This window comes from Agrococcus sp. Ld7, assembly GCF_045064095.1.
In the GTDB taxonomy this organism is placed as follows: domain Bacteria; phylum Actinomycetota; class Actinomycetes; order Actinomycetales; family Microbacteriaceae; genus Agrococcus.
Genome location: NZ_JBISGY010000027.1, coordinates 182,802 through 207,521, shown reverse-complemented (window position 1 = coordinate 207,521; position 24,720 = coordinate 182,802). Strand labels below are relative to the sequence as shown.

27 protein-coding genes, 1 tRNA gene and 1 pseudogene are annotated in these 24,720 nt (G+C 65.3%); 13 read left to right on the top strand and 16 right to left on the bottom strand.

Going from position 1 to position 24,720, the window contains the following annotated elements:
- Nucleotides 1-4: 4 nt before the first annotated feature.
- The 6 genes from ACJJVL_RS07175 to ACJJVL_RS07150 form a co-directional block, all read right to left on the bottom strand.
- On the bottom strand, nucleotides 5-2,884 hold the full coding sequence (locus ACJJVL_RS07175) for an SNF2-related protein (RefSeq protein WP_405217769.1): 2,880 nt from the start codon (nucleotides 2,882-2,884) through the stop codon (nucleotides 5-7).
- Between the two features lie 413 nt (nucleotides 2,885-3,297).
- Nucleotides 3,298-3,810 carry a DUF3846 domain-containing protein gene (locus ACJJVL_RS07170; RefSeq protein WP_405217767.1) on the bottom strand — a complete coding sequence of 171 codons (513 nt, stop codon included), beginning with the start codon at nucleotides 3,808-3,810 and terminating at the stop codon, nucleotides 3,298-3,300.
- A complete protein-coding gene (locus ACJJVL_RS07165) occupies nucleotides 3,810-4,325 on the bottom strand; it encodes a hypothetical protein (RefSeq protein WP_405217766.1) in 516 nt (171 codons plus the stop codon). The genes ACJJVL_RS07170 and ACJJVL_RS07165 overlap by 1 nt, the downstream gene beginning before the upstream one ends.
- Nucleotides 4,326-4,686: 361 nt before the next feature.
- Complete coding sequence (locus tag ACJJVL_RS07160; RefSeq protein WP_405217765.1) at nucleotides 4,687-4,815, bottom strand: hypothetical protein; 129 nt, start codon at nucleotides 4,813-4,815, stop codon at nucleotides 4,687-4,689.
- Nucleotides 4,816-4,848: 33 nt separating this feature from the next.
- On the bottom strand, nucleotides 4,849-5,004 hold the full coding sequence (locus ACJJVL_RS07155) for a hypothetical protein (RefSeq protein WP_405217764.1): 156 nt from the start codon (nucleotides 5,002-5,004) through the stop codon (nucleotides 4,849-4,851).
- Nucleotides 5,005-5,905: 901 nt separating this feature from the next.
- Nucleotides 5,906-6,796: a hypothetical protein gene (locus ACJJVL_RS07150; RefSeq protein ID WP_405217763.1), complete on the bottom strand. Its 891-nt coding sequence runs from the start codon at nucleotides 6,794-6,796 to the stop codon at nucleotides 5,906-5,908.
- A 353-nt stretch (nucleotides 6,797-7,149) separates the two neighbouring features.
- On the opposite strand from ACJJVL_RS07150, the gene ACJJVL_RS07145 reads away from it, so the two are divergent.
- From ACJJVL_RS07145 to ACJJVL_RS07100, 10 genes and pseudogenes are all read left to right on the top strand, one after another.
- The gene (locus ACJJVL_RS07145) at nucleotides 7,150-7,452 is read left to right on the top strand and encodes a hypothetical protein (protein WP_405217762.1); all 303 of its coding nucleotides are present in this window, start codon (nucleotides 7,150-7,152) and stop codon (nucleotides 7,450-7,452) included.
- 5 nt (nucleotides 7,453-7,457) lie between these two features.
- Nucleotides 7,458-7,769, top strand: coding sequence for a hypothetical protein (locus ACJJVL_RS07140; RefSeq protein WP_405217761.1), 312 nt, complete (start codon nucleotides 7,458-7,460; stop codon nucleotides 7,767-7,769).
- Nucleotides 7,770-7,967: 198 nt separating this feature from the next.
- Nucleotides 7,968-8,651 (top strand): MT-A70 family methyltransferase, encoded by a 684-nt coding sequence (locus ACJJVL_RS07135; protein WP_405217760.1) that lies wholly within the window; start codon nucleotides 7,968-7,970, stop codon nucleotides 8,649-8,651.
- A 38-nt stretch (nucleotides 8,652-8,689) separates the two neighbouring features.
- Nucleotides 8,690-8,863, top strand: coding sequence for a hypothetical protein (locus tag ACJJVL_RS07130; RefSeq protein WP_405217759.1), 174 nt, complete (start codon nucleotides 8,690-8,692; stop codon nucleotides 8,861-8,863).
- Nucleotides 8,864-9,035: 172 nt separating this feature from the next.
- Nucleotides 9,036-9,242: a hypothetical protein gene (locus tag ACJJVL_RS07125; RefSeq protein WP_405217757.1), complete on the top strand. Its 207-nt coding sequence runs from the start codon at nucleotides 9,036-9,038 to the stop codon at nucleotides 9,240-9,242.
- On the top strand, nucleotides 9,235-11,403 hold the full coding sequence (locus ACJJVL_RS07120) for a type IV secretory system conjugative DNA transfer family protein (RefSeq protein WP_405217755.1): 2,169 nt from the start codon (nucleotides 9,235-9,237) through the stop codon (nucleotides 11,401-11,403). Before ACJJVL_RS07125 ends, ACJJVL_RS07120 begins: the two co-directional genes overlap by 8 nt.
- Nucleotides 11,404-11,602: 199 nt before the next feature.
- Nucleotides 11,603-12,445 (top strand): replication-relaxation family protein, encoded by an 843-nt coding sequence (locus tag ACJJVL_RS07115; RefSeq protein ID WP_405217754.1) that lies wholly within the window; start codon nucleotides 11,603-11,605, stop codon nucleotides 12,443-12,445.
- Nucleotides 12,442-12,738: a hypothetical protein gene (locus ACJJVL_RS07110; protein ID WP_405217753.1), complete on the top strand. Its 297-nt coding sequence runs from the start codon at nucleotides 12,442-12,444 to the stop codon at nucleotides 12,736-12,738. Before ACJJVL_RS07115 ends, ACJJVL_RS07110 begins: the two co-directional genes overlap by 4 nt.
- Nucleotides 12,735-13,406, top strand: a complete 672-nt coding sequence (locus ACJJVL_RS07105) for a hypothetical protein (RefSeq protein WP_405217752.1) — start codon at nucleotides 12,735-12,737, stop codon at nucleotides 13,404-13,406. The genes ACJJVL_RS07110 and ACJJVL_RS07105 overlap by 4 nt, the downstream gene beginning before the upstream one ends.
- 257 nt (nucleotides 13,407-13,663) lie before the next feature.
- Nucleotides 13,664-14,923 (top strand): annotated as a pseudogene (locus tag ACJJVL_RS07100) (recombinase family protein); the annotation flags it as partial.
- A gap of 90 nt (nucleotides 14,924-15,013) precedes the next feature.
- On the opposite strand, the gene ACJJVL_RS07095 reads toward ACJJVL_RS07100, so the two are convergent.
- Nucleotides 15,014-15,487, bottom strand: coding sequence for a hypothetical protein (locus ACJJVL_RS07095; RefSeq protein WP_405217751.1), 474 nt, complete (start codon nucleotides 15,485-15,487; stop codon nucleotides 15,014-15,016).
- Between the two features lie 94 nt (nucleotides 15,488-15,581).
- Nucleotides 15,582-15,656 (bottom strand) — tRNA-Gln (locus ACJJVL_RS07090).
- 130 nt (nucleotides 15,657-15,786) lie between these two features.
- Here ACJJVL_RS07090 and ACJJVL_RS07085 point away from each other — a divergent pair.
- Nucleotides 15,787-16,335, top strand: coding sequence for a DUF4287 domain-containing protein (locus ACJJVL_RS07085; RefSeq protein WP_405217750.1), 549 nt, complete (start codon nucleotides 15,787-15,789; stop codon nucleotides 16,333-16,335).
- Between the two features lie 126 nt (nucleotides 16,336-16,461).
- Here the strand turns inward: ACJJVL_RS07085 and ACJJVL_RS07080 are convergent, their stop codons facing one another.
- Both ACJJVL_RS07080 and gltX read right to left on the bottom strand, forming a co-directional pair.
- Entirely contained in the window at nucleotides 16,462-17,373 is a 912-nt protein-coding gene (locus tag ACJJVL_RS07080; RefSeq protein WP_405217749.1) for an NAD(P)/FAD-dependent oxidoreductase, read from the bottom strand.
- Complete coding sequence (gltX, locus tag ACJJVL_RS07075; RefSeq protein ID WP_405217748.1) at nucleotides 17,373-18,863, bottom strand: glutamate--tRNA ligase; 1,491 nt, start codon at nucleotides 18,861-18,863, stop codon at nucleotides 17,373-17,375. The genes ACJJVL_RS07080 and gltX overlap by 1 nt, the downstream gene beginning before the upstream one ends.
- Nucleotides 18,864-18,899: 36 nt before the next feature.
- Between gltX and ACJJVL_RS07070 the strand changes: the two genes are divergently transcribed.
- Nucleotides 18,900-19,580, top strand: a complete 681-nt coding sequence (locus ACJJVL_RS07070; RefSeq protein ID WP_405217746.1) for a permease prefix domain 1-containing protein — start codon at nucleotides 18,900-18,902, stop codon at nucleotides 19,578-19,580.
- Here ACJJVL_RS07070 and ACJJVL_RS07065 read toward each other — a convergent pair.
- From ACJJVL_RS07065 to ACJJVL_RS07045, 5 genes are all read right to left on the bottom strand, one after another.
- On the bottom strand, nucleotides 19,549-19,875 hold the full coding sequence (locus tag ACJJVL_RS07065) for a helix-turn-helix transcriptional regulator (RefSeq protein ID WP_405217745.1): 327 nt from the start codon (nucleotides 19,873-19,875) through the stop codon (nucleotides 19,549-19,551). The genes ACJJVL_RS07070 and ACJJVL_RS07065 overlap by 32 nt on opposite strands.
- Before the next feature lie 79 nt (nucleotides 19,876-19,954).
- Nucleotides 19,955-20,506, bottom strand: coding sequence for a DUF937 domain-containing protein (locus ACJJVL_RS07060; protein ID WP_405217744.1), 552 nt, complete (start codon nucleotides 20,504-20,506; stop codon nucleotides 19,955-19,957).
- A 51-nt stretch (nucleotides 20,507-20,557) separates the two neighbouring features.
- A complete protein-coding gene (locus ACJJVL_RS07055; protein ID WP_405217743.1) occupies nucleotides 20,558-21,331 on the bottom strand; it encodes a fumarylacetoacetate hydrolase family protein in 774 nt (257 codons plus the stop codon).
- Nucleotides 21,331-22,419 (bottom strand): branched-chain amino acid aminotransferase, encoded by a 1,089-nt coding sequence (locus tag ACJJVL_RS07050; RefSeq protein ID WP_405217741.1) that lies wholly within the window; start codon nucleotides 22,417-22,419, stop codon nucleotides 21,331-21,333. The genes ACJJVL_RS07055 and ACJJVL_RS07050 overlap by 1 nt, the downstream gene beginning before the upstream one ends.
- Nucleotides 22,416-23,474 carry a 3-isopropylmalate dehydrogenase gene (locus tag ACJJVL_RS07045; protein WP_405217739.1) on the bottom strand — a complete coding sequence of 353 codons (1,059 nt, stop codon included), beginning with the start codon at nucleotides 23,472-23,474 and terminating at the stop codon, nucleotides 22,416-22,418. The genes ACJJVL_RS07050 and ACJJVL_RS07045 overlap by 4 nt, the downstream gene beginning before the upstream one ends.
- A 165-nt stretch (nucleotides 23,475-23,639) precedes the next feature.
- Between ACJJVL_RS07045 and ACJJVL_RS07040 the strand changes: the two genes are divergently transcribed.
- Entirely contained in the window at nucleotides 23,640-23,897 is a 258-nt protein-coding gene (locus ACJJVL_RS07040; RefSeq protein WP_405217737.1) for a DUF6458 family protein, read from the top strand.
- A 109-nt stretch (nucleotides 23,898-24,006) separates the two neighbouring features.
- On the opposite strand, the gene ACJJVL_RS07035 is transcribed toward ACJJVL_RS07040, so the two are convergent.
- Nucleotides 24,007-24,717, bottom strand: coding sequence for an esterase/lipase family protein (locus tag ACJJVL_RS07035; RefSeq protein WP_405217736.1), 711 nt, complete (start codon nucleotides 24,715-24,717; stop codon nucleotides 24,007-24,009).
- Between the last annotated feature and the right edge of the window lie 3 nt (nucleotides 24,718-24,720).

Here is a 24,720-nt window from a genome sequence, read left to right as displayed (position 1 = left end):
CTGCTCATGTGCCAACCCTCCATCTGATCGTGAATAGCTGTTCCGTGTGTTGGGTGCCCTTCAGCGACTGCTCGATGAGGTCGAGGTACTTGTCGGCTTCAGCACGGAGCTTCTGGCGGGTCTCTCGGAAGCCTTCGTCGGCATCCTCGGCCCGCTGTTCCCACCTGCGAGCGTCCTTCTTAAGCCGCAGTTGCTCCATCGGGTCATCGGCCTGGCGCGCAAGCTTGCGGGCCTCTTTCTCCTTAGCCCGATAGTCACGGATCGCTCCTTCGTGCTCCGCTTTCCGGTCCTGCTGGTTGCGGTAGATCAGTTCTTCCTGCTGGTCGTAGTAGCGGGAGTTACGCCCCTGGACTTCCTTCTCCAACTCTGATCGGCGGGCATCCAGATGCGGCACGAACTTCGCCTCGTCTACCGCGACGGGTGCATCGCTGACGCTCACGCAGGCCAGATCCAGGATGTCGGCCACATACTCGTGATCGAGCCAGTCCCCGTCATCGGTGATGGCCCCGGCCAGCATGTACGACTCAGACACGTCGTCGTGTTTGGCTTTCATGCTGAACGTCGTCAAGCCGACGGTCAGCTCGCCACTTCGTCCTGCGAGTGCCTTTACGGCAGCAGTAGCTCGAGCCGAGGCACCGAGACTGAAGACCAGCTCCCGGCTCGGCGTATTCCGTCCCTTGGCCTCCTGGAGCAGGTGCTGGGCGAGCGGGCTGGCGTACCGATACTGGTGTGCGTTATCTAGCGGCTGCGACTTGAAGTAGTAGCGGCCGGTCGGAGCATCCTCGACAGGTGAGTCATGCAGCACAAAGTGACGCCCATCACCCTCAAACGTGGCAAGCCCGTCCAGCTCGTGCCTGGTGACAGCAAGGAGTAGTCGCTCGAACTTGTTGAGCACCTCACCCGACTCGGTGTCATAGGCCTTCAGCCGGTCTTGGACGTGCGGGTCGAGGTTGTCGAAGACCTTCGCCTTCGCCCGTGCCATCTCGCTAGAGATCTCACCGGAGTACTCGGTCTCAAGTTGCTTGAACGCTTCGTTAAGTTCATCAGCCGTCCGGCAACTGGTCAGAATGTTGCTGATCGTCTTCTCGAAGTCGAGACCGTCTTCGATGGCACCGAGTACTTCGTCACTGGCACCGAACACGCTCTCGAACAGGTGGAACTTGTTCGCCAAGAGCTCCAGGATCCGCTGCTCGGCGATGTTGCCCTTGTTCGAGAAGTTCACAACCACCACGTTGTGCTTCTGCCCGAACCGGTGTGCCCGGCCGATGCGTTGCTCAACTCGCTGTGGGTTCCACGGCAGGTCGTAGTTAACGACCATGGAGCAGAACTGCAGGTTTATGCCTTCCGCTGCCGCCTCGGTGGCGATCATGATCGTGCCCTCGGTGCGGAAGTAGTCCACCAGGGCCTTACGCCGGTCAGCAGCAGGGATGCCGGTGATCAGATCGCCGTCTTTGTTGGCCGCGAGCCACCTCTGGTATATCGCGGACACTTCAGGCGAGTTATTGGACCCATTGAACAGCACCAGCCCATCACCGCGCCCGATGTCTCGCAGATGACGGGCGATGTACTCCTGCGTCTTGGTGCTATCGGTGAAGATGATCGCCTTCTGAGGCGCACCAATTTCGGCCAGCCGCGCGAAGCCCTGATCGAGTGCGTCTCCAAGTTTTGCGGCTTTCTGGTTGACCGTGATGGAACGTGCCAAACCAGCGAAGCCTCGAAGCTCAGCGACCTCCGCTTCGATCCTTTGCCGCAGGGTGGGATCGGCCACGACATCAGAGCCGGGTCCGAACGCTTCGGCCTGGATCTCCTCGACTTCTTCGACTTCGTCGCTAGTCAGATCATCGTCAAGGAACAGCCCGCCACGGCCGTCGCGTCGCTGGCCAGCCTCGAGTTCACCAGCGAGTCGGTTGGCGATGTTCTCCAAAGTGCTCGCCACCGCATAGGTCGACGAACCGAGCCGCTTGCGGATGATCAAGGCTGAAAGATGACGTTGCGAGCCGGCGAAGGCCAGTACCTCATCACGCTGCAGGTAATCGTTAACCAAGTCGTACAACCGCACCTCGTCCGGCGACGGCTCAAACTCCACAGTTAGCGGCAGACGCTTAGTGAAATGAATGTACTTGTCTGCGTCTCGACGCAATGTACGTTTCGAAATCGTCGCCACGCGGTCAGCCAGATCATCACCGGAGTGATCGCGGTTCTTTATATACCGCTCGCGGAAAGCATCGAGCGAGTAAAAGTAGTCCGGGCTGAACACCGAGACGAGGCCATACAACTCTTCCAGCCGGTTCTGCAGCGGAGTCGCCGTCAGCAGAATCGTCTTCGACGCACCCGCTACCAGGTGCGAGACTGCCTCAGAGACTTTCGCCTTACCGTTCCAGTAGTTGCGCAACCGGTGAGCTTCGTCCGCAACTACCAGATCCCAGGCCTTCAGCAGCGATTGCTCCTGACGCAGCACAAACTCATACGAACAGATCAACACCACGGGCGAGCGTTGCCCCGCAGGCGAGAGCAGCGCATCTTTGGACTTGGCATCCAAGAGGGCAGACGGAATCAGGAACTTCTCGTGCAGCTCCTGCTGCCACTGCTGCCGCAAGCTCGAGGGTGCAATGATCAAAATGTCACGCTTGCGTTCGGCCCAGTACTGCGAGATGACGATGCCAGCTTCGATCGTCTTCCCAAGACCGACTTCGTCGGCGAGAATCACACCAGGCAGAAACGGGGTCTGAAGCGCAAAAAGAGCCGCATCGATCTGATGTGGCTTCGGCTCTACCTGTGCGTCGAATAGAAGCCCCGCCAGTTTCCCGACGTGGTCGTTGGCGTAACTCCGCTGCAGCTCATGCGCAAAGTACTTCGCCTGGTAGTCGCTGAGTGGAGCCACCACTAGACGGAGCTCCTGACGACCGAAGCGCTCAAAGCGTGCTTCAGCTGCTCAAACGTGATCTGGGGCGTGGGCTTCACTGTCCGTGCCATCTGTTGTTGTCTCCTTCACGCCGAGGGCGCGCGTTAGGTGGTGCTGGGGGCTCCACCCTCACCGTAGCCGTCAGCGCTGACACAACGTCAGTTCGGCGCGCGGGAGGGTCGAGCGGATGCAACCGGGAGCGACACACTCAGAACCGGCAATTGCAATCTGTCGCAATTATCGCACAATTGCCGACATTGGTGAATAGCCAACCGGTCCGAATTGGATAGTCGCTGCAATATGTTGAAAGGCGGCGACCGCTCCAGCCGAGCGCACGAGGCACTCAAGGCTGGGCAGTCGCCGCCGTATAGGGCAGACGGGGTAGGTGAGTAGGGCTACGTCGTGCGCTGCTCAGCCCCTTCAGGGTCGACCGGCACCACGCGCACTTCCTCGACATCGTCCAGACGCTCCAGCAGCACCATCGCCCAGATGATCGCTTCCCAATAGTCGGGATACGTCACCGGGCTAGTGTGCCACTTCGAATCGACTCCACGGCAGACTTCGACGCCGTAGGCGACCGGCGCGAGCAGGAGCTCGCGCACGGCATCCGGGAGGTCAGTGTCCTTACCGTCGCGGCCTGGGAGGCCGACAAGCACGGCGTTGCCGACGAGCATCGCCTGTTGACGGGTTCGCGGCACGTGGTACCACCACAGGAACGAGGCGCGGCTGTTGAACGGCAGGTGCCGCAGCAACCCCTCCTCGTTGACGTAAATGGTGACGCCGAGGTCGAGCAGGTCGACCGTCGTTGTCCACCCGTCGACAGCCGCAGCCAAGTCATCGAACGTCGCGAACTCGCGTTGCTCGAGTGGTTGGTCCGCATCTGCCGGGACATAGATTCCGCTCACCATCAGTCCTCCTCCAGCAACGCTTCGGTACCCGAGGGCGCCTCGGCTTGGACGCGGAAGGCAGGACCATGCTCAAACGAGCGGGCGAGGAGCATGCACCAGAGCGTGGCGTCGTAGATGTAGTCGAAGCGCGCGAACGTGTTCTGCCAGTGCTCGTCATCGTCCGGGCTGACCTGCACCACAAAGCGGTGCGGGGCTACCAGGCCAAAGACAAGCTCTTCTGGAACATCGCCGCCGCTCCGGCATGAGCCGTTGCCAGACACCACCACGTCTCCGAGCATAAAGTTCGGTAGTCCGTGTCCTGCGTTGTAGTACCAATACAGGGCCGTGGCGCGAGCATTCAGCCCGCCGCGCTCACGGGCGGCCGCCTCGTTCACCCAGAAGGTGATGCCGAGCGGAGCCACTTCAAATGGCTCCAAGAACCCGCCCGTGACCTTCTGGAAGTCATCGAGGCCGGCGAGCTCCTGAACATGCGGCTCGCCTATGGCGTCTTGCGGGATGACGATCGTCGTAACCATCGTTCCCACCTCCTTAGTGTTGTCGCGGCCGAGAACCATCTGGTTCTCTGACAAGCCGCGGGGCAGCAACGAGGTCCGCGAGTGTTGGTGGTGCCTGTGACGCTCCTTTCGTGACCATTTGCCACAAGACGCGCTACCGCGATCGCATCGCCGCGCTGATGGCACTGGCCAAGATTCAGAACGCGGACAATTCGCATCGGCCAAAGCAAGAGGCGAGGGTCTATTTCTGCGGCAGCTGCCGCGGATGGCATCTCACATCTCGTCGCCGGTGACGTCGGTAGATTCGGCAGCTGCCCGGAGGGAGTGCGCAATGGCACTCAACCTCCGGAACAGCCGCCACTCCCCCGAGCCAGGCTCGGCGTCAGGCAGAGCCCGACTTGGCACGCGGAGCCTTCGCTCCGGCGCCTCCGAAGATGGCCTCGATCGCGCTCTGCTTGGTCTTCGCCTCGCGCTCGATCTCGGCCCGCACCGTCTCGGCCCTGGCGAGCACCTTGGGATCCGACTTGCTGGTCTGGACCCAGGCCTAGAGGGCGAGACGGATCTCTTCGGTCACGGAGCGATCGTTGAGCTGGGCGATGACTTCCAACTGCGCTCGCAGACCGTCGGTCATCCGCACCGAAAGCGGGCGGATGGGGCCGAGTGCCGTGGCTGGCACTTCGGCGGGTGATGTCTCACTCATGGTGAGCCTCCTCCTTGGAAGCGGCCGACGAACCCAGGATGGGTTCCTCTCGTTAGCCGCAGGCCTCGGAGGAGTGCTGATGATTATGAACACAATTGACAGGGCGTCAATATTCTGTTCGGAAGTGTTGTCGATTACACACCAATCAGAGCTGTACTACGCGTGCCACGTATCGTACAATTCAGAGCATATGCCGCTATCGCTATCATCGCTACTGGCTTCATTAGTCTTAACAATTGTTCTATTCGTCGCAGCCGGTTGCTTGTTTCTGGCAATGCGGTTGATTAGCGGTTGGATTAATGACCAGGTCTATTACCTGCCCACGCTGGCCGCGAAGCGATCGTTTCTTCGTCGCGCAGCTCTGATCGGCCTCTTCGTCCCATTCGCGGGCTCGGCAGTCACAATCTACTTTTCAACGTTCGGTGGCCAGACCCCCGTAGGGCTGATCGCAATCGCCCTTGCACTTCTAAGCGTCGGGACACAAGTTCAAGTCACCCGAGAATCTCGATCTGTACGAGAGACCGCAGATCCCGAATAGGAGTTTGAACCGGCGGCGACTACGCGCAACCCGCAAGCCTTGCGTCGGGGCCCGCTGACCCGTTCCCCGCGCCTTGCCTCAGCCGGTACAGGTTGTCCGGCCCGAAATGGTCGGCGTAGAAGAAGGTGCGCGGCTTAGTGCCGTCATGATCGGTCGGGGGCTCTCGCCGATAAGAAGCAACCGAACGTGGTTAGACCGATATCGCTCACGAAGCTCCTGATACCAAAGGTCCTCAGTCACCAGCTGCGGCTCCTGCCTCGGTCACCTCGAGCACCCAGTTCGGCAGCGCGAGATGCCACGGGTGCTCGGGCGGCAACTTGATGCCTTCTTGGAGCCAGGAACCGGACGCACGAGCAGAGTTCGTCAGGCTTCTCTTCCAGCTGCAAACGAGTTCCGGCCGCGTTCGTCGATCAAATGCCAGGAGTCCTCTCGTTCGAGATTCAGCGCAACACGCGCGAGAAGCAAGGCGCTGGCTGAGATGACGTCTTCCACTGTGCTCGCACTCAACGGCGATGGAAGAAGACGTGCGGAATACGGATTGACCAGCATCTTGCCGTAGTCACGCCGGTCCGAATAAACCGTTAACAGATGCCGTGATACTGCAGTACCGTTAGCGCCACGTTGCAGCATTTGAGTCAACAATTGAGGGGCTAGACGCGGGCCCACTCCTCGAGTCAGCGCGACTTGCTCGGGATACAGACGGTTGACAACCAGCAGCAAAATTCTTCGAAGCGTCTCAACCTGAGGCTCCTCGTCGACCGACAATCGCTGCAACCCGGTAGGCAAAAGTTCAATCAACGGTCGCAGCTTTTCTGCCAGATCCTTGCTCCCGTTACCGAGCAAGTATTGGTCGAGACCGGCTCTAATCAGGTTGATACCTGTACTCCGATGCAACCGATCTGCCTCGATTCTCGAAAGTGGTGCGGGCTCCAGAGCTCGACATGGATCTGATTGCAACTCGCACAGGCTCTTTGCGACTCGCTTGTAACTTTCCTCTTCAACGCCCTGGTATTTGGTGTCGCCGATTTTCAGTCTCACCATGACCTCATTGCGACGATCTTGTAGAGTCGGACTGCCGCCGTGAAGGTTCAAAGTTGATCTCACTACGTCGCCGTATATGCCGATCGGCACTCTCTGCGCCACACAGGTGAGGACATCAACGGCTACGAACGCCCGGTCTTCCTCCGTCCGACCTTCTGTCTGAAGGATGCTCGTCACCACTTCAAGCCACTGCACAGTCACGGTCTCGGCCATCTTGGCGAAGGTGAGGCCCTCACGCCGCCGAAGTACCGACAGATCTTCAATGACCGCAGAGATCAACTCGCTACTCGCCACGGCGGCTCCCGTCTCAAGACACTGTCTCATGCACTCTAGCCGGGCAGGCGCTACCCCGATTAGCACCCCATTTACCTGCCATCGTCGAATGGAATCAGGGTACTAACCGACCTAGGCCTCGCGTGAGCAGAAGTCCAGCCTTAGAGCACGACAGATCACCGGTCGGCCATGCGGCACTCGAGCCGCAACGGAAGACGGGTTCAATATCTCGTCGCCACCAAATCAGGTGGCGCCTTCCTCGGTGCTGCCTGCTGTCCGAAAGGAAGTGTGTCGTGTCCGAACTCACACCGATCCGCCAGGGTCTCTTCGGTTCCGCAAGGGCCGATGGCCGCCCAAGTTCAGGGTTGGCTCGTCAAACGAAGCGCGAGCTCGAGCACATCACAGCTCGCGCCGAGATCGAAGCCGTTGCCGAGCAGACGAGGGCGTTTGCCACAGCGCAAGCCTTGAACAACGTGGCCACCCTCATCGCACAAGCCGAGGCTCACATGAAGACCGCTCCCGCCGGAGCCGAGTACTACGAAGCGCTCATCGCGTCCTATGCGATCAACGCGGGCGCCCGCATCGGAAGGCTGTGATCACCGTGGACTGGCGTCAGTGGTACCTCGAGTTCACAATCTGGCTCGCGGTGCTGTACGTCTTCGTCGTGGCCACCGTCTGGACGGCTGCCTGCGTCAAGCGACTCTCGACGGTCGCTCGCAAGCGGCTTGAAGCGATGCGACGCTATCGTGCCGAACGCCGACTCGAAGCACAGTCCGCACAGCTCAAGCGGTCAGTGCTGGAACTTGCCCGGGTGCTGGCTGCCGAGCGCGATGTCATCAGCGACAGCATGCTGCGCGCCCATTTCATGACGACCGGACGTCTGCCGGATGCCAAGCCGGAGCGTTCGTCATGACGTGGCGTTGTTCATTTCACATCACCGGAGACGCGTCCCTCGGTGCGTCGCATCGATCTCCATCGCCGGCCGTCCGTTCGGACGTCGCCTCGCTCGGACTGAGTCCCGAACGGACGGTTGACGGCCTCACCGCGATGGCCCATAACCGACGGTCACTGCCCGGACGCACCGCGATCCGGACGAAGAAAGGAGCTTGACATGACCGACATCACCAAACCCGACCAAGCCGCTGGGCTGGCGGCCGGCCGGGCCGCCGACGATCGCTTGGAGCGCTTCGGAACGCCGAAACTGATCCAGACCTGGTATGCCGACCCGCCATGGGACATCGCCCAGAAGGGGCGTCTGGGAGCAATCCAGCACTACGACCTGATGACCCTCGAGGGCATCAAACAGATGGGGCCGCTCATCCAGGAGTTGTCGGCTCCGAACGCCACGTTGCTCCTCTGGGTGACCAACGCCTCGCTCCCGGCTGGCTTCGAGGTGATGAAGGCCTGGGGCTTCGACTACAAGTCACACGCAGTGTGGGACAAGTACTACCTCGGACTCGGCCACTACTTCCGCTCCAGCCACGAGACGCTGCTGCACGGAGTGCGTGGCAAGGCACCGTTCAAGTTCCGTGGCCAGCGCTCGACGCTGCATTACCCGCGCACCGAGCACTCCCGCAAGCCCGACGAGATGATCCCGATGATCGAGCGTGTTCTCGAAGGCCCCTACGCCGAGCTCTTCGCCCGTCGCCGGCCGAACTCCCGCTCGGACTGGTCGGTCTGGGGCAACGAGATCGACAGTGACTTCATCCTGCCCGGCTACCCGGTGCCGAGCGACCGTGCTGTCCGTGAGCGAGCGCGAGAGCGACTCGCTAAAGAGGGAGGCGGTGATGAGTGATGTTCACCCCTGGAAACCCAGACAAGGAGCTGCCGTCCATGGCAAATCGCATTCTTGGATTCTGCTTCGCCGTACTGGTGAGCGTCATCCTGATCTCCCTCGCGCTGGAGCTCTTGGCGCAAATCTGGGGCTGGCTCCTGCTCATCGCCCTCATCGTGCTGGCCGTCGTCGCTGGCGTTTGGATCTACCGCTGGCGGAGCTCCCGATGGTGAGATCGCTGCGCCTCCTGACCTCTATTCGTCTGCATTTCGCAAGCGCAAGGGTATTGACAAAATGTCAACTAAAGCGCATAACCATCAAAAACGCCTGCATGGTGTCACCCGAACGGCTGTCTTCGACTGCATGTGAACGTCACCCGGATCTAGTCCGGAAGGAGATGTGCGCATGAGCAACCAACGACAAAACAAGGGCTGGAACCCGGATCGAAAGGCCCGGGCGATGGAGCCCGACAACAGCTACAGCAACGACCCGCGGATCGCGCGCCTGCTCTCAAGCCTTGGCCTCGACGATGCCCAGCGCGAGACGGACGCGATGCGGATGGTCCCTCTAGAACTGGCCCCGCCCGAAGCAGCGGAGGTGCGCCATGAGTGACGAACTCTTTTTTGCCCGGCTCCTCCCTGGACTCAATCAGTCGAGCCAGCAAGTGCAGCGCCTGCTCGAGATCCTGAGTAGCGGCGATGCCCCGAGACCGCTGATCTTCGAGACCTGGGCAACCGATGAAGGTGTGCAGCATTTCGTGGGCCGGACGGCATCTTCACGCTCCGGCGTGAGGTCGCTCGTGCGGTCACATCTACCAGGCAGCCAGTTGGTTCGCCAAGCTCGACCGAGCGCGCCGGAGCTGGTGGCACGACTACGGCAACGCAACCCCGGGCTCCCGCTTAGCAGCAGCTCAATCGACGTGACTCTCTTCGCACTCCACGGCGTCCTGGCACAGCGCAGGAAAGGTGAGACGATCGCGATTCAAGTCGTCATTGGTACGGGCCTGAATCCCGAGCGAGTAGCGACGAAGATCGTCGACCCAGGACGGAACGGGTTGATCGCCTGGCTATCGGGCGAAGTTCAAGCGGCCTCTGCCGAAACCCGTCACCGCTTAGCCGATTGGGCAGCCCAGCCGCGGTTGGCTGTCACCATCCGCATCGGCGTCACGGCTGCCGTCCGCGAACGCAGCATGCAGATTCGCCATCAACTCCTCGCGGCATTCCGTCAGCTCAACGCGCCCGATACGAGGCTGGAATTGGCGACGGAACCTGTCCGCCGCTGGCAACGCGCCTCGGCGAACGGGGCTGGCGGGCTGGTACTCAGCGCGGCACAACTGGTGCCGTTCCTTGGCTGGCCAATCGACGAGCTCGAACTACCGGGCCTGCCGCCGCTCCATCCTCGGCAACTGCCGCCTCCAGCCGGTGTCACCGACGACGGTGCGGTGCTCGCAATTGCCACTGCTCCAGGCAGAGAGAAGCCGATTGGTTTGGAGCCCGAAGCTCGCCTCCAGCACCTGGTCGTTACCGGAGGCACGGGTTCTGGCAAGAGCCAGCTTCTCGCAGCCTTGGCGCTCGACGACATCAAGGAAGGCCGGCCGCTGATCCTGATCGAGCCGAAGCGCCAACTGGTCGACACGATCGTCGCCCGCGCTCCGAAGAAGGCAGCGGGCCGGATTGTCATCATCGACGCAGCTGACCCTGTACCCGTCGGCTTCAACCCGCTCGATCTCGGTGAGCGCGATCCTGGCCCCGTCGTCGACGGCATCCTCGAGGTGTTCAAGGCCGTCTTCAAGGAAGGCTGGGGGCCGCGCACCGAAGACCTCCTCCACGCCGGACTGCTCACCCTCGTCGCCGATGGCCAGAGAAGGGGTCGACCGCATACGTTGCTCGATCTGCCGCCCCTGCTTGCCGACGATGGTTACCGCCGATCTGTCGTCGGTGCCGTCGCCTCCGACCCGACGCTTGCTGCGTACTGGGCTGCGTACAACGGCCTGAGCCCTGCCCACCGCGCCAATATCGCAGCCGCACCGCTGAACAAGCTGCGCAAGTACGTGCTCCGACGAAACGTGGCTGCCGTACTCGGTCAGTCTCGTCCTCGGTTCCGGCTACGCGATGTCTTCAAGGACGGCAACCGGGCTGTGCTCGTGCCGCTCAACGACGCCCTCATCGGGCCGGGTGCCGCTCAGCTGCTCGGTGGGTTGATCGTCGCCGAGGCCTGGCTCGCCACTCAAGAACGCGCCGTCGAGTCCGAGCCCATGAAGCGTCCGGCCATGGTCTTCATCGATGAGGTGCAGCGCTATGCACATCTGCCCACCTCGATCGAGGATGCCCTCGCGACTTCGCGTTCCTACGGAGTCGCGTGGCATGTGGCGCTTCAGGGTCGTTCGCAGGTATCGACCAACCTCGCGCTGGCGCTTGAACTCAACGCTCGCAACCAGATCAGCTTCGCGGCCAGCCCGAACGACGCGCGGGCTCTCGCGAGGACGACCAGCCAGCTGTCCGCCGAGGACTTCCAGAGCCTGGGCCGCTTCGCCATCTACGCCAACCTCGTCGTCGACGGAGCTCCGGCTGGTTGGTTCGCTGCACGCACGCTGCCGCCAGTAGCCGAGGCCGGTAATGCGGATCTCATCCGACGCCGCAATCAAGAAGCCTTCGCAGGCGACGCCGCTCCGACGCCGACGGCACCAGACTCCCCGAAGCCTTCAACCCCCGCACCTGCCGATTCCGACGCGGCGCCTGGCCTCCGCCCCAACCAGAAGCGGAGGCGAGTATGAGCGCCGTCGACCGTCTGCAGCTGGGGGCCACACGGGGCCGATCTGGCCATCCGGCCGGTCGTCCGTCCGGTCGTCCTTCCGAAGCCGTCACAAACGGCCACGTGGCCCGCTGTGCCGCCCAACAGGGGTCGCTCAGGGATGGGACTCCCGCTCTATCGAGCGGTGTTTGGCCGCTAGCGGCGCGCTGTGGAGGTCAGGCATGATTGCCGCTCCCCGCAGCCCGAGCTTTGACGAGCTGGCACTGCTGCTCTCAGACCGCGACATCCGCATACTGGAACGCCTCGAGCAGTTCCGACTACTCGACACCCGGCTGATCCAGCGACTGGAGTTCCCAGTCGGTGAAGGCGGCCAGCACGCCAGCAGCGCTGCCGCCACCCGCGCCACCACCCGAGTCCTGGGCAGGCTCGAATCGCACGGCTGCCTCGACCGGGTAGGTAGACGCGTCGGCGGCACCGAACGCGGCTCCTCGCAGACAATCTGGCAGCTGGGCGCAACCGGCGAACGGTTCCTCCGCGCCCGTCGCGGCGACACTAGCCGCCGACGCTACGTCACCCCCAGCCACGCGTTCCTGGCCCACACGCTGGCCGTCGCAAGCTACGCGGCCCGGCTCACCGAGCTCGCCCGAGTTACCGGCTTCGAGCTGCTGGCACTCGGCACCGAACCGGATAGCTGGCGACGCTTCCAAACGGCCAGTGGGCCGCAGATCCTGAAACCAGACCTGACCGCCATCACCGCCGATGCCGATCACGAGACGCACTCGTTCATCGAGATCGATCGCAGCACCGAGCATCTGCCAGCCGTCCTGCGCAAGTGCCACGCCTATCAGGCGTACTGGCAGAGCGGGGCAGAACAAGCTTCGCAAGGTCTGTTCCCGACCGTCATCTGGGTCACGCTCGATGCCGCCCGGACCAAGAGCATCAAGACCGCCATCGCCGGCGATCACCAACTGGATTCGCATCTATTTCACGTCGCCACCGCCGAGCCATCACTGGCCGTGGTCGCGCCGTACACATCACTCATCTCGAAAGGAGGTACCCCATGACAACACCAACCATCACCATCACTGCGCCGGATCAATCCGATCGCGCCTCGCAGATCATCGAGCTCCTGTTGGCGCTCGATCCCGAAGCACAGCAAACGACAATGGCCCGCCTGATCGCAGCCACCGTTCACGGGGGCTCCGGAACCGCCCTCGAGCGCTTTGCTTCGACCGGGCGGCTCGACCAATCCGCTGCCCTTGATGAGATCGACGATCTCCGGGTGCCGTTCGAGCAAGAGGCCTGGGTCGACGCCCTCAGCCGCTACATCATCTTCGCCAAAGGAGGCAGGTCATGAACGAGCACAAGCCACTGGACTCCGAGCGCATGATGCGCTCGGGCAAGAATTTCGAGCGGGACATCACAGCGGGCATCTCGACTGCACAGTTCGAGGCACGCGAGATCAGCACCGGCATCGCTCGCATGATCGCTCACGTCCTCGGCCGCGCGCTTGGTACCCACTCCGAGTTGGCAGCCTTTGGGCGGATGGGCGAGGCGAACCACGAACTGATGCGCGCCGAGTACTTGGAGCTGTACAACGATTCGAATACCCCCTCCTCGATCCGGCACTGGATCGATTGGTTCGGCACCTACTTGGTCGAGCGAGAAGATCTCGAAGCGCTGGCGGAGGCCGAGGCCGCCCGCGAGCAAGAGCCCGAGAAAGCGGAGTTCGGCGACGCCGATGCGTATCGCGTGTTCCTGACGCTCGGCATCGTCGAACCGGACGCGCCGGACGCCATGCAGCGATTCAGCGACCTGTTCGCCGGAGAGTTCGCGACGCTCGCCGAGGCTGTGCGTGGCCTCAGCCCACTCGAGGACTGGCAAGCCGATCTCGACAAGTGGCGCGCTGAGCGCGGCATCGACCCGGACGTCATTCGATTCAACCTCAAACCGCTACTTGGCCAGCTCGAGTACGGCTACCAACTGGTCGAAAGGAATGACCGTGTCTACGCCTTCGTCAAGTAGTCATGACCAGCTGCCCAAGCGCAACCGCGCACCGAGCACCGCTCGGCGCGCCGGCGCCGTGCTGACGTCGCGGCAGATAACGGTGACACCGTCCCGGCGCGAGCGATCAGACCTCCACCGACTGGCGCGGGCACTGCTGCGTCTCGCGCAGGACCAGTACGAAACGACAGCGGGCCGGCGTTCACGAGAAAACGAACGCACCCCGGTCGATCCGGATTAATGCGCTGATTGATCATGACGCCGAGAGGAGGTAAGGCATGACAGCTCCCGATTCCCGTGGCGAAAAATACAACGTCGACGGCACCCCAGTAAACGAACCGCCCAGTGGTGGGAAAGCGGCGGACGGACTGGACTTCCTGGCCGAAGAGAGCGTCAATGCGGAGGACCTAAACGGAGGTACCAACGCCATGGCCCTTGAAAGCGCCCAACCCGCTCGGCAAACGCCGATGCCCAACTCACTCGATGGACTCGAGCACATGCTGTCGTCACCAGCAATTGCCTCAGCAGAGGACCTGCAGCTCGGAGTGCCGCAAGCCGTCATCTATCTGCGGGTCTCGACCCCGCGCCAGCTCCACACCGCTGCCGACCTCGACGAAGATGGCAACAGCATCGCCACGCAACGCGTCGAGGCGATGCGCAAGGTTCGGGAGCTGCACGCCACAGTCGCGAAGGAGTTCGTCGAGCCGGGACAGTCCGCACAGACGATCTCCAAGCGTGCCGAGTTCAAGAAGTTGCTGCGCTACGTCGAAGAAAATCCGCAGGTGAAGTACCTGGTCATCTACATGCGTTCGCGCGTCTTCCGAAACTTCACCGATGCGGCCATCACCAAACGGGAGCTCCTGGAGAAGGGCGTCCGACTTATCTCCGCGAAGGAGGAGTTCGGGTCGGGCTACATGGCGGACGCCATGGAAGCGATCACCGATGTCATGAACGAAGTCCAAGTCCGGATGAACGGCGAGGACGTCAAGGTCAAGATGGCGCACAAGGTGGAGCAGGGCGGCACCGTCGGCCGCGCGAAGCTCGGCTACCTGAACGTGCGCAAGGAGTTCAGCGGCAGGCTCGTCAACACCATCGACATCGACCTAGAGCGAGCGCCACTCGTGACGTTCGCCTTCGAGCAGTATGCGACGGGGCGGTACTCGATCGCACAGCTACGCGACCTGCTCACCGAACATGGCCTCACGACGCGCCCGTCGCCGTCGAGGCCAGCCCAAGCAGTGAGCATCAGCCGCCTGGCGCTCATCCTGCGCAACCCCTATTACACGGGAGTGATGCGGTACAAGGGCGCGCTCTACGTTGGCCGTCACGAGCCGCTAGTCACAAAAGAGATCTTCCTCAAGGTGCAGGAGATCCTGGATCAGCGAAAGCGGCAGGGCGATCGGGACATCACACACCACCACTACCTCAAGGGGATGCTGCGGTGCGGACACTGTGCGGAGGCAGGCCGGACGAGCCGCCTGATCTACAGCCAGGCCAACGGCAACGGCGGCACCTACGAGTACCTCGTCTGTGCGGCCAAGCAGCGCAAACAGTGCTCGATGCCGTGGATCCGCGTCGAACAGATTGAAGATCAACTTGCTGGGGTGGTGGCGCGCGAGCGAATGAGCTCAGCGGCCCTCGACGATATGCGCGAGGCGCTGACAGGAGCTGTTGAGAACTTGCTCGCGGAAGACCGCGATGCCAAGGCCCAACTGCGGAAGCAGCTCGCGAAGCTCGAACGGCAGGAAGAGCGCCTGATTGATCTGGCGGCGTCGGGAACGCTGCCGATCGCCAAGATCCGTGAGCGCATCGAACACACGACACTGGCGAAAGAAGCGGTCATGGAGAAGCTCGACCAGACCGCCGAACGGCTGCAATACGGAGCCGATACCGCGCTCGCATTCATCGACCTGCTGGCGCATCCAGACGAGCTCTACAAACGCGCATCGGACACTGTGCGCCGAGACCTCCTGCTGGCCTACTTCGAGCACCTGGCCGTGTTCGTGCGCGACGAGCGCACAGAGGTGGCCGCAGAGCGCAACGAGGCTAACCGTGCCGTCCGAGCGCTGAACAACGCCACGCAAGGCGGCAACGCGGGCCACACGGCACAAAAGAAAAGAACTCCCCGCTCGAAAGCGGAGAGTTCTGCAAGACCCATGGTCAGTTCATTTGACCATGGTTCGAGTAACGTTCATCTGGCTGGGGTACCTGGACTCGAACCAAGAACAAAGGTACCAGAAACCTCCGTGTTGCCAATTACACCATACCCCAATGGTCGCAGCCGAGGCGAGCGAACCAAGAGTCGAGCATAGCAACTCGCGGGCCGGAGCGCCAATCACCGCAGGCTCGGGCAGCCGGTTCCGCTGCCCTGCGACGACGCCCCGAGCGCTATCGTCGCGGCATGGATGTCGATGCTGCAACCCAGACGATGATCGACAATCTGCCGGCCAAGACCGGCAGGAATCTCGAGGCATGGTTCGAGGTGCTCGACGCGGCAGGGCTCGAGAAGCACGGCCAGGCAATGGCTCTGCTGAAGGGCGAGCACGGCATGACCCACGGCTTCGCGAATCTGGTGGTGCTGCAGCACCGCGCGCGGAGCGCGGGACCGGTGACCGGCGACGACCTGATCGACGCGCAGTACTCCGGCGCCAAAGCACCGCTGCGTCCCATCCTCGATCGACTCCTCGCGGCGGTCGCCGATCTCGGCGCCGATGTCGAGGTGGCACCGAAGAAGACGAGCGTCTCGTTGCGTCGCCACAAGCAGTTCGCCGTGGTCGAGGCCGCGAGCGCTCGGCGCGTGCAGCTCGGCATCAACCTCGTTGACGCATCGCCGACCGAGCGGCTCAGGCTCGCGGGCGGCATGTGCACCCATCGCGTGGATCTCGGCTCTCCGGATGACGTCGATGCCGAGCTCATCGACTGGCTGCGCGCCGCCTACGCGATCGCCTGAAACGGACGGCCGCTGCCCGGGGCATCTCGTGACGGGCCTGCGGCCCTCCTCGATGCGCGGAGGAGGAACCTGGTGGCATCTCGTGACGGGCCTGCGGCCCTCCTCGATGCGCAGAAGGGCGAGGGATCAGCGGCCGCGCGCGATGAGGTCGCGGTTGATCACCGATGCCGCGATGGTGCCGGCCCCGGCGGCGACGGCCAGCTGCCGGAAGCCGGGCGTGATGTCGCCGGCGGCGTAGACGCCCTCGACGGAGGAGCGCTGCGCGCGGTCGACGATCACGAGGCCGTCCTCGTCGGTCTCGAGCCCGAGCGACGCGGCGAACTCGATCTGCGCGTGCCACCACGGGCGAACGAATCCGCCGGTGCGCACGCTGCGCGACCCGTCCTCGAGCACGATCGCCTGCATGCCGTCGCGGTCTCCTTCGATCGCCGCGATCGGCGTGCGCACCAGCGTGACGCCGTGCTCGGCGAGCCGTGCCTCACCGGCCGCGTCCACCGCATCCGACCCGTTCGTGAACACCGCGAGGTCGTCGGTGTGTCGTCGGATGACCATGGCGCGGTCAGCGAGATCATCGGTCTCGCCGATGAGGGCGAGCGGCTGGCCCCGCTTGTCGTAGCCATCGCAGTCCATGCAGGAGTGCAGGCTCGTGCCGTACCAGGGGCGCACCTGCTGCGAGACCGGCAGCGTCTCGCTCAGCCCCGTCGCGATGAGCACGGCCGCGGCGCGCGTCTCGCTCTCGGCGCGCGAGCCTGGCTGCTCCGCCTGCACCGAGAATCCGCCGTCGACTGCGGCGATCTGCGTCACCCGGGTGCGCTCGTGCGTGACGGTCGGGTACCGCAGCACCTCATCGCGACCCTGCGTGCGCAGCTCGAGCGGCGAGATCCCGTCGCGGGTGATGAATCCGTGCGACTGCAGCGTCGCCGCGTGGCGAGGACGGTTGGAGTCGAGCATCACTACGGTGCGCTGCTGCCGCGCGAGGTTCAGCGTCGCGGCGAGACCCGCTGGACCTGCGCCGATGACGACGACATCCGCGTCCATCAGATGCTCGATGCCAGCCGGTCGATGCGTGCGAGGGTGGCGGCTCGACCCAGCAGCTCCATCGACTCGAACAGCGGCGGCGAGACGCGGCGCCCCGTGACCGCCACGCGCAGCGGCGTGAAGGCGAGGCGCGGCTTGAGGCCCAGCCCGTCGATGAGCACCTCGCGCAGCACCTGCTCGATCGACGCCGTCTCGAACGCCTCGACCTCTGCGAGCACCCGTCTCGAGGCCTCCAGGACCGCGAGCGCGTCATCGCCGAGCTTGGCCACCGCATCCGCGTCGTGGTGGATGTCCTCGTCGTCGAGGAAGAGGAAGCCGAGCATGTCCTCCGCCTGGCCGATGAGCTGCATGCGCTCCTGCACGAGGGGCGCCGCCTGCTGCAGCAGCGTGCGCTGCGCATCACTGGGCTTGCCCTCGAAGATGCGGCCCAGGTAGGGCTCGAGCCGCGCGGCGAAGTCGTCCGGGGCGAGCATGCGCACGTGGTCGCCGTTGATCGACTCGGCCTTCTTCGGATCGAAGCGGCTCGGGTTGGGGTTGACGTCGGCGACGTCGAAAGCTGCGACCAGCTCATCGCGGGTGAAGACGTCGCGGTCGGCGGCGATCGACCAGCCCAGCAGCGAGAGATAGTTCACGAGGCCCTCGGGGATGAAGCCCGCCTCCCGCAGCAGGAAGAGGTTCGACTGCGGATCGCGCTTCGAGAGCTTCTTGTTGCCGTCGCCCATGACGTAGGGCAGGTGTCCGAAGCGCGGGATCTCGCTCGCGATGCCGACGTCGCCGAGCGCGCGATAGAGCGCGATCTGACGCGGGGTCGACGACAGCAGGTCCTCGCCGCGCAGCACATGGGTGACGCCCATGAGCGCGTCGTCGACGGGGTTCACGAACGTGTAGAGCGGTGCCCCGTTCGGGCGCACCACCACGAAGTCGGTGAAGGAGCCGGCGGGGAAGGTGATCTCGCCGCGCACGAGGTCGTCGAAGGAGAGATCCTCGTCGGGCACGCGCAGGCGCAGGCTCGGCCGGCGCCCTTCGGCGCGATGCGCCTGGCGCTGCTCCTCGGTGAGGTCACGCTCGAAGTTGTCGTACCCCTGGCGCGGGTCGCGCCCCTGCGCGACGTTGCGCGCCTCGATCTCCTCGGCGGTCGCGAACGACTCGTAGAGGTGGCCCGATGCCGTGAGCCGCTCGATCACGTCGGCATAGATCTCGCCGCGCTGCGACTGCCGGTAGGGGGCGTGCGGGCCGCCGGTCTCGACGCCCTCGTCCCAGTCGATGCCGAGCCACGCCATCGCCTCGAGCAGCTGCTCGTACGACTCCTGGCTGTCGCGAGCCGTGTCGGTGTCCTCGATGCGGAACACGAGCTTGCCGCCGTGGTGACGCGCGTAGGCCCAGTTGAACAGGGCGGTGCGGATCAATCCGACGTGCGGCGTGCCGGTGGGCGATGGGCAGAAGCGGACGACGACATCGCTGCCGGTCGCGACCGAGAAGGGGACGCTCATGATGGTTCCATCCTAGGCGTGGGAGCATAGGGGGCGATGCCCGCTCACGACCCCGTCACCGAACTGATCGGTCGCCTCGACCGCTCCGTGGTGGGGAGCGCGCGTCGGCGGCGCGAGGTGGTCGCCGAGATCGAGGGCGACCTGCGGGAGGCCGTCGCCGGCCGGACCGCCGCTGGCCAACCCGCCTCCGCAGCCGCGGCGGCCGTCGCCGCCGAGTTCGGCGATCCGCGCAACGTCGCGGCGGCGCTCTCGCTCGAACTGCTCGCCGCCAGGGGACGCCGCTTCACGACGCTCACGGCCATCGGCGTGGTCGCGTTGCTGATCGCGTGGTACGTCGGCATGACGACGATCGTGGGCCTCCCCGGATTCCGACTGCCCGCGGAATCCGGCTGGATGCTGCAGGTCTCGACGGCGCTCGACGTCGCGGGCCCCCTGCTGGTCGGCACCGCTGTCGTCGCGTGGTTCGCGATCCGCCGGTGGGGCTCGCCGGCTGCGCTCGCGGCCGTCGCCGTGCTGCAGCTGGGCTTCACGCTCGTGCTGGTCGCCGGTGCCGTCGCGATGGCGGCGACGCTGGCAGTGCCTGCCGCCGGCATGACGGCGCTCGTCGTGCTCGTCGCCTTCACAGTGGTGCTGGGAGCCGCCATGACGGCGTCGTCCACCAGCGTGCTGCTGCGGTGGGTGGCCGTCAGCCGCGAGCCGCGCCGAGCACGCTCGTGATCAGCGACGCGGTGGTCGTCCAGTCGCTGCGCTCGGTCTCGAGTGCCGCCAGGCCCGCGCTCGTCAGCCGGTAGACGCGCTTCGATCGTCCGCCGGTCTCCCACTCGCCCTCGATCAGGCCCCGTCGCTCGAGCCGCTTCAGCGCCGGGTAGACCGTGCCGCTCGGGAAGTCGAGCACGCCCCCGGAGCGCTCCCTGATGCGTTCGACCGCGCCGTAGCCGTGCACCGGTCCGGCGGAGAGCACCGCGAGCAGCATTGCATCGACATGGCCGCGAAGGGCGTCGGGGGAAGCCATGCCACCACTGTAGCGGGAGGCTGTCTGCATATGCAGACAGCCTCCGGCAGGACGCCGCAGGCTGTCGCTGGTCGGGTCGTCAGCGGCCTCCGCCGCCGAGCAAGCCGCCGAGCAGGTCGCCGAGGCCACCGCCCTGCTTCGAGCCGCTGCCGCCGCCGAGGATGCCGCCCAACAGGTCGTCGAGGCCGAATCCGGAATCCTGCTGCGGCGCCTGGTCCTGCTGCGGCGCTGGGGCGCCGCCCTGGCCGAAGAACCTGTTCGCGATCCAGGCGATCACCATCGGCGCCACGATCGGCAGGATCTTCTGGATGATGCCGCTGAGCGCCGATCCGCCGCCGGCCGCCTGCGCGATCCGGTCGGTGTTGTCACCGAAGACGTTGTGCACGATCTTCTGACCATCCGCGGGATCGACGTTGCCGGCGAGCCGCTCGTCCAGACGACCCTGGTGCTGGCCGAGCGCCCCAGCGAGCGACTGCGCCCCCGACGGGTCGTGCGCGTTCGCCTGCATGCCACCGACGAGCGCGGGCACAATGGCTTCGATCGCCCGGCGTGCATCCGACTCGTCGACACCCGCCTGCTGCGCGACCTGCTGCACGGGTATCCGACCGATCAGCTGCTGGATCTCCGACATGGCTCCTCCTCGAGTCTCAGCGGCGGGTGCCGCGTGTGCTCGCGATGCTACTCAGACGATCTGCTGAGCGACCACGGGGTTGCGCAGCGTGCCGATGCCGGGGATCTCGACCTCGACCGTCTGGCCGGCCGCCAACGGGCCGACCCCCTCGGGCGTGCCCATGAGCACCACGTCGCCCGGCAGCAGCGTCATCGACGCGGTGATCCAGCTCAGCACCGTCGGCACATCGAAGATCCAATCGGTCGAGTTGCCGTCCTGCCGCACGTCGCCATCGATCCTCGTCAGGATGCGCAGCGCATCCCAGTCGGGCTCGGTCTCGATCGCCGGGCCGATGGGGCAGAAGGTGTCGAAGCCCTTGGCCCTGGCCCACTGCGGCTCGCGCTGCTGCAGGTCGCGCGCCGTGACGTCATTGGCGATCGTCACGCCGAAGACCGCCCCCAGCGCGTTGCTCGGCGTGAGCCGGCGAGCAACCCGCCCGATGACGAGCGCGACCTCACCCTCGAAGTGCACATCCTGCGATTCGGGCGGCAGCACGATCGCATCGCCGGGGCCGATGACGGAGGTATTGGGCTTCAGGAACACCAGCGGCTCCGTCGGCACGTCGTTGCCCAGCTCTGCGGCATGCTTCGCGTAGTTGCGACCCACCCCGACGATCTTCGAGCGCGGGATCACCGGCGCGAGCAGCCGCACCTCGCTCAGGGCGAGGCGTTGGCCCGTAGTGTCGAACCCGTTGATGATCGGATCCCCGACGAGCTCGACCAGGGCGTCGTCGTCGAGCACGCCGTATCCGATGCGGTCGCCGTGCGAGAAGCGGATGACGCGCATCAGCGGGCTGCCGTGAGCTGCAGCATCCAGCCGTGCTCGTCTGCGGCGCGGCCGTACTGGATGTCGGTGAGCTGCTTCCGCAGCGCGACGGCCACGGGCCCCGCGGGAGCATGCTCGTCGCCGATCGTCTCGTCCGGGCTCTTCAGCGCGGCGATGGGCGTCAGCACAGCAGCGGTGCCGCAGGCGAACGCCTCGGTGATGGAGCCGTCGGCGACGCCGTCTCGCCACTCGGCGAGCGTGACCGGGCGTCGCTCGACGCGGTGGCCGGCGTCCTCTGCGAGCTGCAGCAGTGAGTTGCGCGTGACCCCGTCGAGGATCGACTCCGACTCGGGCGTGACGAGTGTGCCGTCGGCCTTGACGAGCACGACGTTCATGCCGCCGAGCTCCTCGAGATCGGTGCCTGCCTCGTTGAGGAACAGCACCTGTGCGCAGCCGTTCGCGAGTGCCTGCTGGGTCGGCAGCAGGCTCGCGGCGTAGTTGCCGCCGCACTTGGCCGCGCCCGTGCCGCCGCGGCCCGCGCGGTTGTACTCCCGCGAGAGCCAGATGGAGACGGGCTTGACGCCGCCCGCGAAGTAGGGGCCCGCCGGGCTGGCGATCACCATGAAGCGCACCGTCTGCGCTGCGCGCACGCCGAGGAAGACCTCGTTCGCGATCATGAACGGGCGCAGATAGAGCGAGTTCTCGCCGCCGCCGGGCACCCATGCCTCGTCGATCTCCACGAGCTGGCGCACGGCCTCGACGAAGTCCTCCTCCGGCAGCTGCGGCAGCGCCAGGCGATCCGCCGAACGCTGCATGCGCTGCGCGTTCTGATCGGGTCGGAAGGTCCACACCGAGCCGTCGGCGCGCCGGTAGGCCTTCATGCCCTCGAAGATCTCCTGGCCGTAGTGCAGCACCGCCGAGGCCGGATCCATCTGCAGCGGGCCGTAGGGCTCGACGCGCGCGTTCGCCCAGCCGCCCTCGAGCGTCCAGTCGATCGAGACCATGTGGTCGGTGAAGTGCCGCCCGAAGCCGGGCTCGGCCAGCACGCCCTCGCGGACATCGTCCGCTGCGGGCTGCTCGTTGCGCGTCAGCGTGAAGTCGAGAGTCATGCGTGCTCCTTCGAGGCGGTGATGCGGTCGACGATAGCGGCGCCGATCTCGCTGGTGGTGCGGCGGGTCGCGTCGCGCGCGTCGATGTCCGCGTCGACAGCGGTGCGGACGCGCGCGCCGGCTTCCGGGTGCCCGGAGTGCTCGAGCAGCAGGGCTGCGGAGAGGATCGCGGCGGTCGGGTCGGCGATGCCGCGCCCGGCGATGTCGGGCGCGGAGCCGTGCACGGGCTCGAACATGCTCGGGAAGGCACCGGAGGGGTTGAGGTTGCCGGATGCCGCCAGGCCGATGCCGCCGCCGACGGCACCCGCGAGGTCGGTGAGGATGTCGCCGAACAGGTTGTCGGTGACGATCACGTCGAAGCGGCTCGGATCGTCGACCAGGAAGATGGTCGCCGCGTCGACGTGCAGGTAGTCGACGGTGACATCCGGGTGCTCGGCTGCGACCGCGTCGACGACGCGCTGCCACAGCCCACCGGCGTGCACGAGCACGTTCTTCTTGTGCACGAGGGTGAGCTTGCGGCGACGCTGCTCGGCGAGCTCGAAGGCGAAGCGCACGACGCGCTCGACGCCGAACGCGGTGTTGACGCTCGTCTCGTTGGCGATCTCGTGCTCCGTGCCGGTCCGCAGCGAACCGCCGTTGCCGACGTACGGCCCCTCGGTGCCCTCGCGCACGACGACGAAGTCGATGTCGCCCGGATTGCGCAGCGGGCTCTCCACCTTCGGGTGGAGCCGAGTGGGGCGCAGGTTCACGTGATGGTCGAAGGCGAATCGGAGGCGCAGCAGCAGCCCGCGCTCGATGATGCCGCCAGCGAGCCGTGGATCTGCGGGATCGCCGCCGACGGCGCCGAGCAGGATCGCGTCGTGCTGCGCGAGCGCGGCGAGCGTCGCGTCGTCGAGGATCTCGCCGGTCTCGAGGAAGTGGGCCGCGCCCAGGTCGTACTCGCTCTCGACCAGGTCGACGCCATCGAGCGCGGCACGCATGGCGCGCCTGGCCTCGAGCGTCACCTCCGGCCCGATCCCGTCCCCTGCGATGACCGCGAGCCGCAGCTGCTCCACGCTTCCTCCTTGTGGCGCTTCGCGCCCGTCGACTGGCGGCCCTGCACCCGCGCACACCGCGGTGCAAGCCTAGTCGCGTGCGATTCCCACGCGGTGTCCAGGCGGGTCTGCGTTAAATTGCCTGCAGCGACGGCTCCCCGGCCGTCCCGACGAATGGAGAGCACCTTGAGCATCGGCTTCGGCATCTTCCTCATGGCCGCTGGCGCGATCGTCGCGTGGGCGGTGCCGGGACTCTGGCAGGTCGAGGGCGCCAACTGGGCGCTGATCGGCTACATCCTGCTGGGTGCGGGCGCACTCGTGACCCTCATCGGCATCATCATGAACGCACGGGCGGGCCGCACCTCGCAGGTGTCGCGCGCGAGCGTCGACCCTGAGACGGGCACCCGCGTCGAGCGCACCGAGCGTCGCGACGACGTGCTCTGACACGGAACAACCGGCAACAGCCGGCTCACGGGGGCGTCGCTTCGGCGGCGCCCCCGTTGCGTGCACCGGCGACCTCGCATCGGCTCGGCCGCGACCGTGGCCGTCGCGCTCAGGCGGCGCGTGCCACCGTGTCGATGATCGCGGCCAGATCCTCTGGCTTCGACCACATCGGCCAGTGGCCGGTCGGCAGGTCGAGCATCGTGAGGGCCCGGTGCTCGAGGACGCCCGCGAGGAATGGCATGCCCTCCTCCGCGTACGACCGGTACTCGGCGGCCGAGAACGCCGTGCAGACGATGGTCGCGGGCACGAGGAGGCGGCGCGGATCGGTCAGTCGCGCGGCATCGCGCACGGTGCCGGCCGGCTGCGGGACTGCGCGTCGGCGGAACTCGTCGAGCTGCGCATCGCTCAGATCGCGCATCGAGCCCTGCTCGAACTCGTCGTCCCAGTTCGTCTCGATCAGCAGCGCGTCTCCGTCGAAGGACGCATCCATCGCCGCGCCGTCGACTACCGGTGCGGTGTCGACCCAGACCGAGTGGAGGACGCGCTCGACGTTCCGGTCGATCGCAACCGTGGCGGGGAAGGCGGCTCCGCTGTGGGCGACCAGCACCACCGGGCCCTCACCGATCGCCGCCTCGATCGCCGCGGCGTGGTCTTCGAGCGACACATCCCCCGGCGCGCTCGAGTCCGACTCGAGCCCCGGGAGCGTCAGTGCGGTCACGTCGTGGCCGAGCGCTCGCAGCCGCTCCGCCACGTCGCCCCAGGCCCAGGCCCCCAACCAGAAGCCGGGGACGAGGATGATGCGCGCAGTCGTGGTCTCCATGCG

What these genes read in the sequence shown, in the direction of transcription:
- ACJJVL_RS07170 (WP_405217767.1), bottom strand. Translation starts at nt 3,810, where the DNA reads ATGGTGAGCGGAATCTATGTCCCGGCAGATGCGGACCAACCACTCGAG.
- ACJJVL_RS07110 (WP_405217753.1), top strand. Translation starts at nt 12,442, where the DNA reads ATGACAACACCAACCATCACCATCACTGCGCCGGATCAATCCGATCGC.
- gltX (WP_405217748.1), bottom strand. Translation starts at nt 18,863, where the DNA reads ATGAGCGTCCCCTTCTCGGTCGCGACCGGCAGCGATGTCGTCGTCCGC.
- ACJJVL_RS07035 (WP_405217736.1), bottom strand. Translation starts at nt 24,717, where the DNA reads ATGGAGACCACGACTGCGCGCATCATCCTCGTCCCCGGCTTCTGGTTG.
- ACJJVL_RS07080 (WP_405217749.1), bottom strand. Translation starts at nt 17,373, where the DNA reads ATGGACGCGGATGTCGTCGTCATCGGCGCAGGTCCAGCGGGTCTCGCC.
- ACJJVL_RS07125 (WP_405217757.1), top strand. Translation starts at nt 9,036, where the DNA reads ATGAGCAACCAACGACAAAACAAGGGCTGGAACCCGGATCGAAAGGCC.
- ACJJVL_RS07165 (WP_405217766.1), bottom strand. Translation starts at nt 4,325, where the DNA reads ATGGTTACGACGATCGTCATCCCGCAAGACGCCATAGGCGAGCCGCAT.
- ACJJVL_RS07050 (WP_405217741.1), bottom strand. Translation starts at nt 22,419, where the DNA reads ATGACTCTCGACTTCACGCTGACGCGCAACGAGCAGCCCGCAGCGGAC.
- ACJJVL_RS07150 (WP_405217763.1), bottom strand. Translation starts at nt 6,796, where the DNA reads ATGGCCGAGACCGTGACTGTGCAGTGGCTTGAAGTGGTGACGAGCATC.
- ACJJVL_RS07060 (WP_405217744.1), bottom strand. Translation starts at nt 20,506, where the DNA reads ATGTCGGAGATCCAGCAGCTGATCGGTCGGATACCCGTGCAGCAGGTC.
- ACJJVL_RS07120 (WP_405217755.1), top strand. Translation starts at nt 9,235, where the DNA reads ATGAGTGACGAACTCTTTTTTGCCCGGCTCCTCCCTGGACTCAATCAG.
- ACJJVL_RS07065 (WP_405217745.1), bottom strand. Translation starts at nt 19,875, where the DNA reads ATGGCTTCCCCCGACGCCCTTCGCGGCCATGTCGATGCAATGCTGCTC.
- ACJJVL_RS07055 (WP_405217743.1), bottom strand. Translation starts at nt 21,331, where the DNA reads ATGCGCGTCATCCGCTTCTCGCACGGCGACCGCATCGGATACGGCGTG.
- ACJJVL_RS07115 (WP_405217754.1), top strand. Translation starts at nt 11,603, where the DNA reads ATGATTGCCGCTCCCCGCAGCCCGAGCTTTGACGAGCTGGCACTGCTG.
- ACJJVL_RS07085 (WP_405217750.1), top strand. Translation starts at nt 15,787, where the DNA reads ATGGATGTCGATGCTGCAACCCAGACGATGATCGACAATCTGCCGGCC.
- ACJJVL_RS07130 (WP_405217759.1), top strand. Translation starts at nt 8,690, where the DNA reads ATGGCAAATCGCATTCTTGGATTCTGCTTCGCCGTACTGGTGAGCGTC.
- ACJJVL_RS07135 (WP_405217760.1), top strand. Translation starts at nt 7,968, where the DNA reads ATGACCGACATCACCAAACCCGACCAAGCCGCTGGGCTGGCGGCCGGC.
- ACJJVL_RS07105 (WP_405217752.1), top strand. Translation starts at nt 12,735, where the DNA reads ATGAACGAGCACAAGCCACTGGACTCCGAGCGCATGATGCGCTCGGGC.
- ACJJVL_RS07155 (WP_405217764.1), bottom strand. Translation starts at nt 5,004, where the DNA reads ATGAGTGAGACATCACCCGCCGAAGTGCCAGCCACGGCACTCGGCCCC.
- ACJJVL_RS07070 (WP_405217746.1), top strand. Translation starts at nt 18,900, where the DNA reads ATGCCCGCTCACGACCCCGTCACCGAACTGATCGGTCGCCTCGACCGC.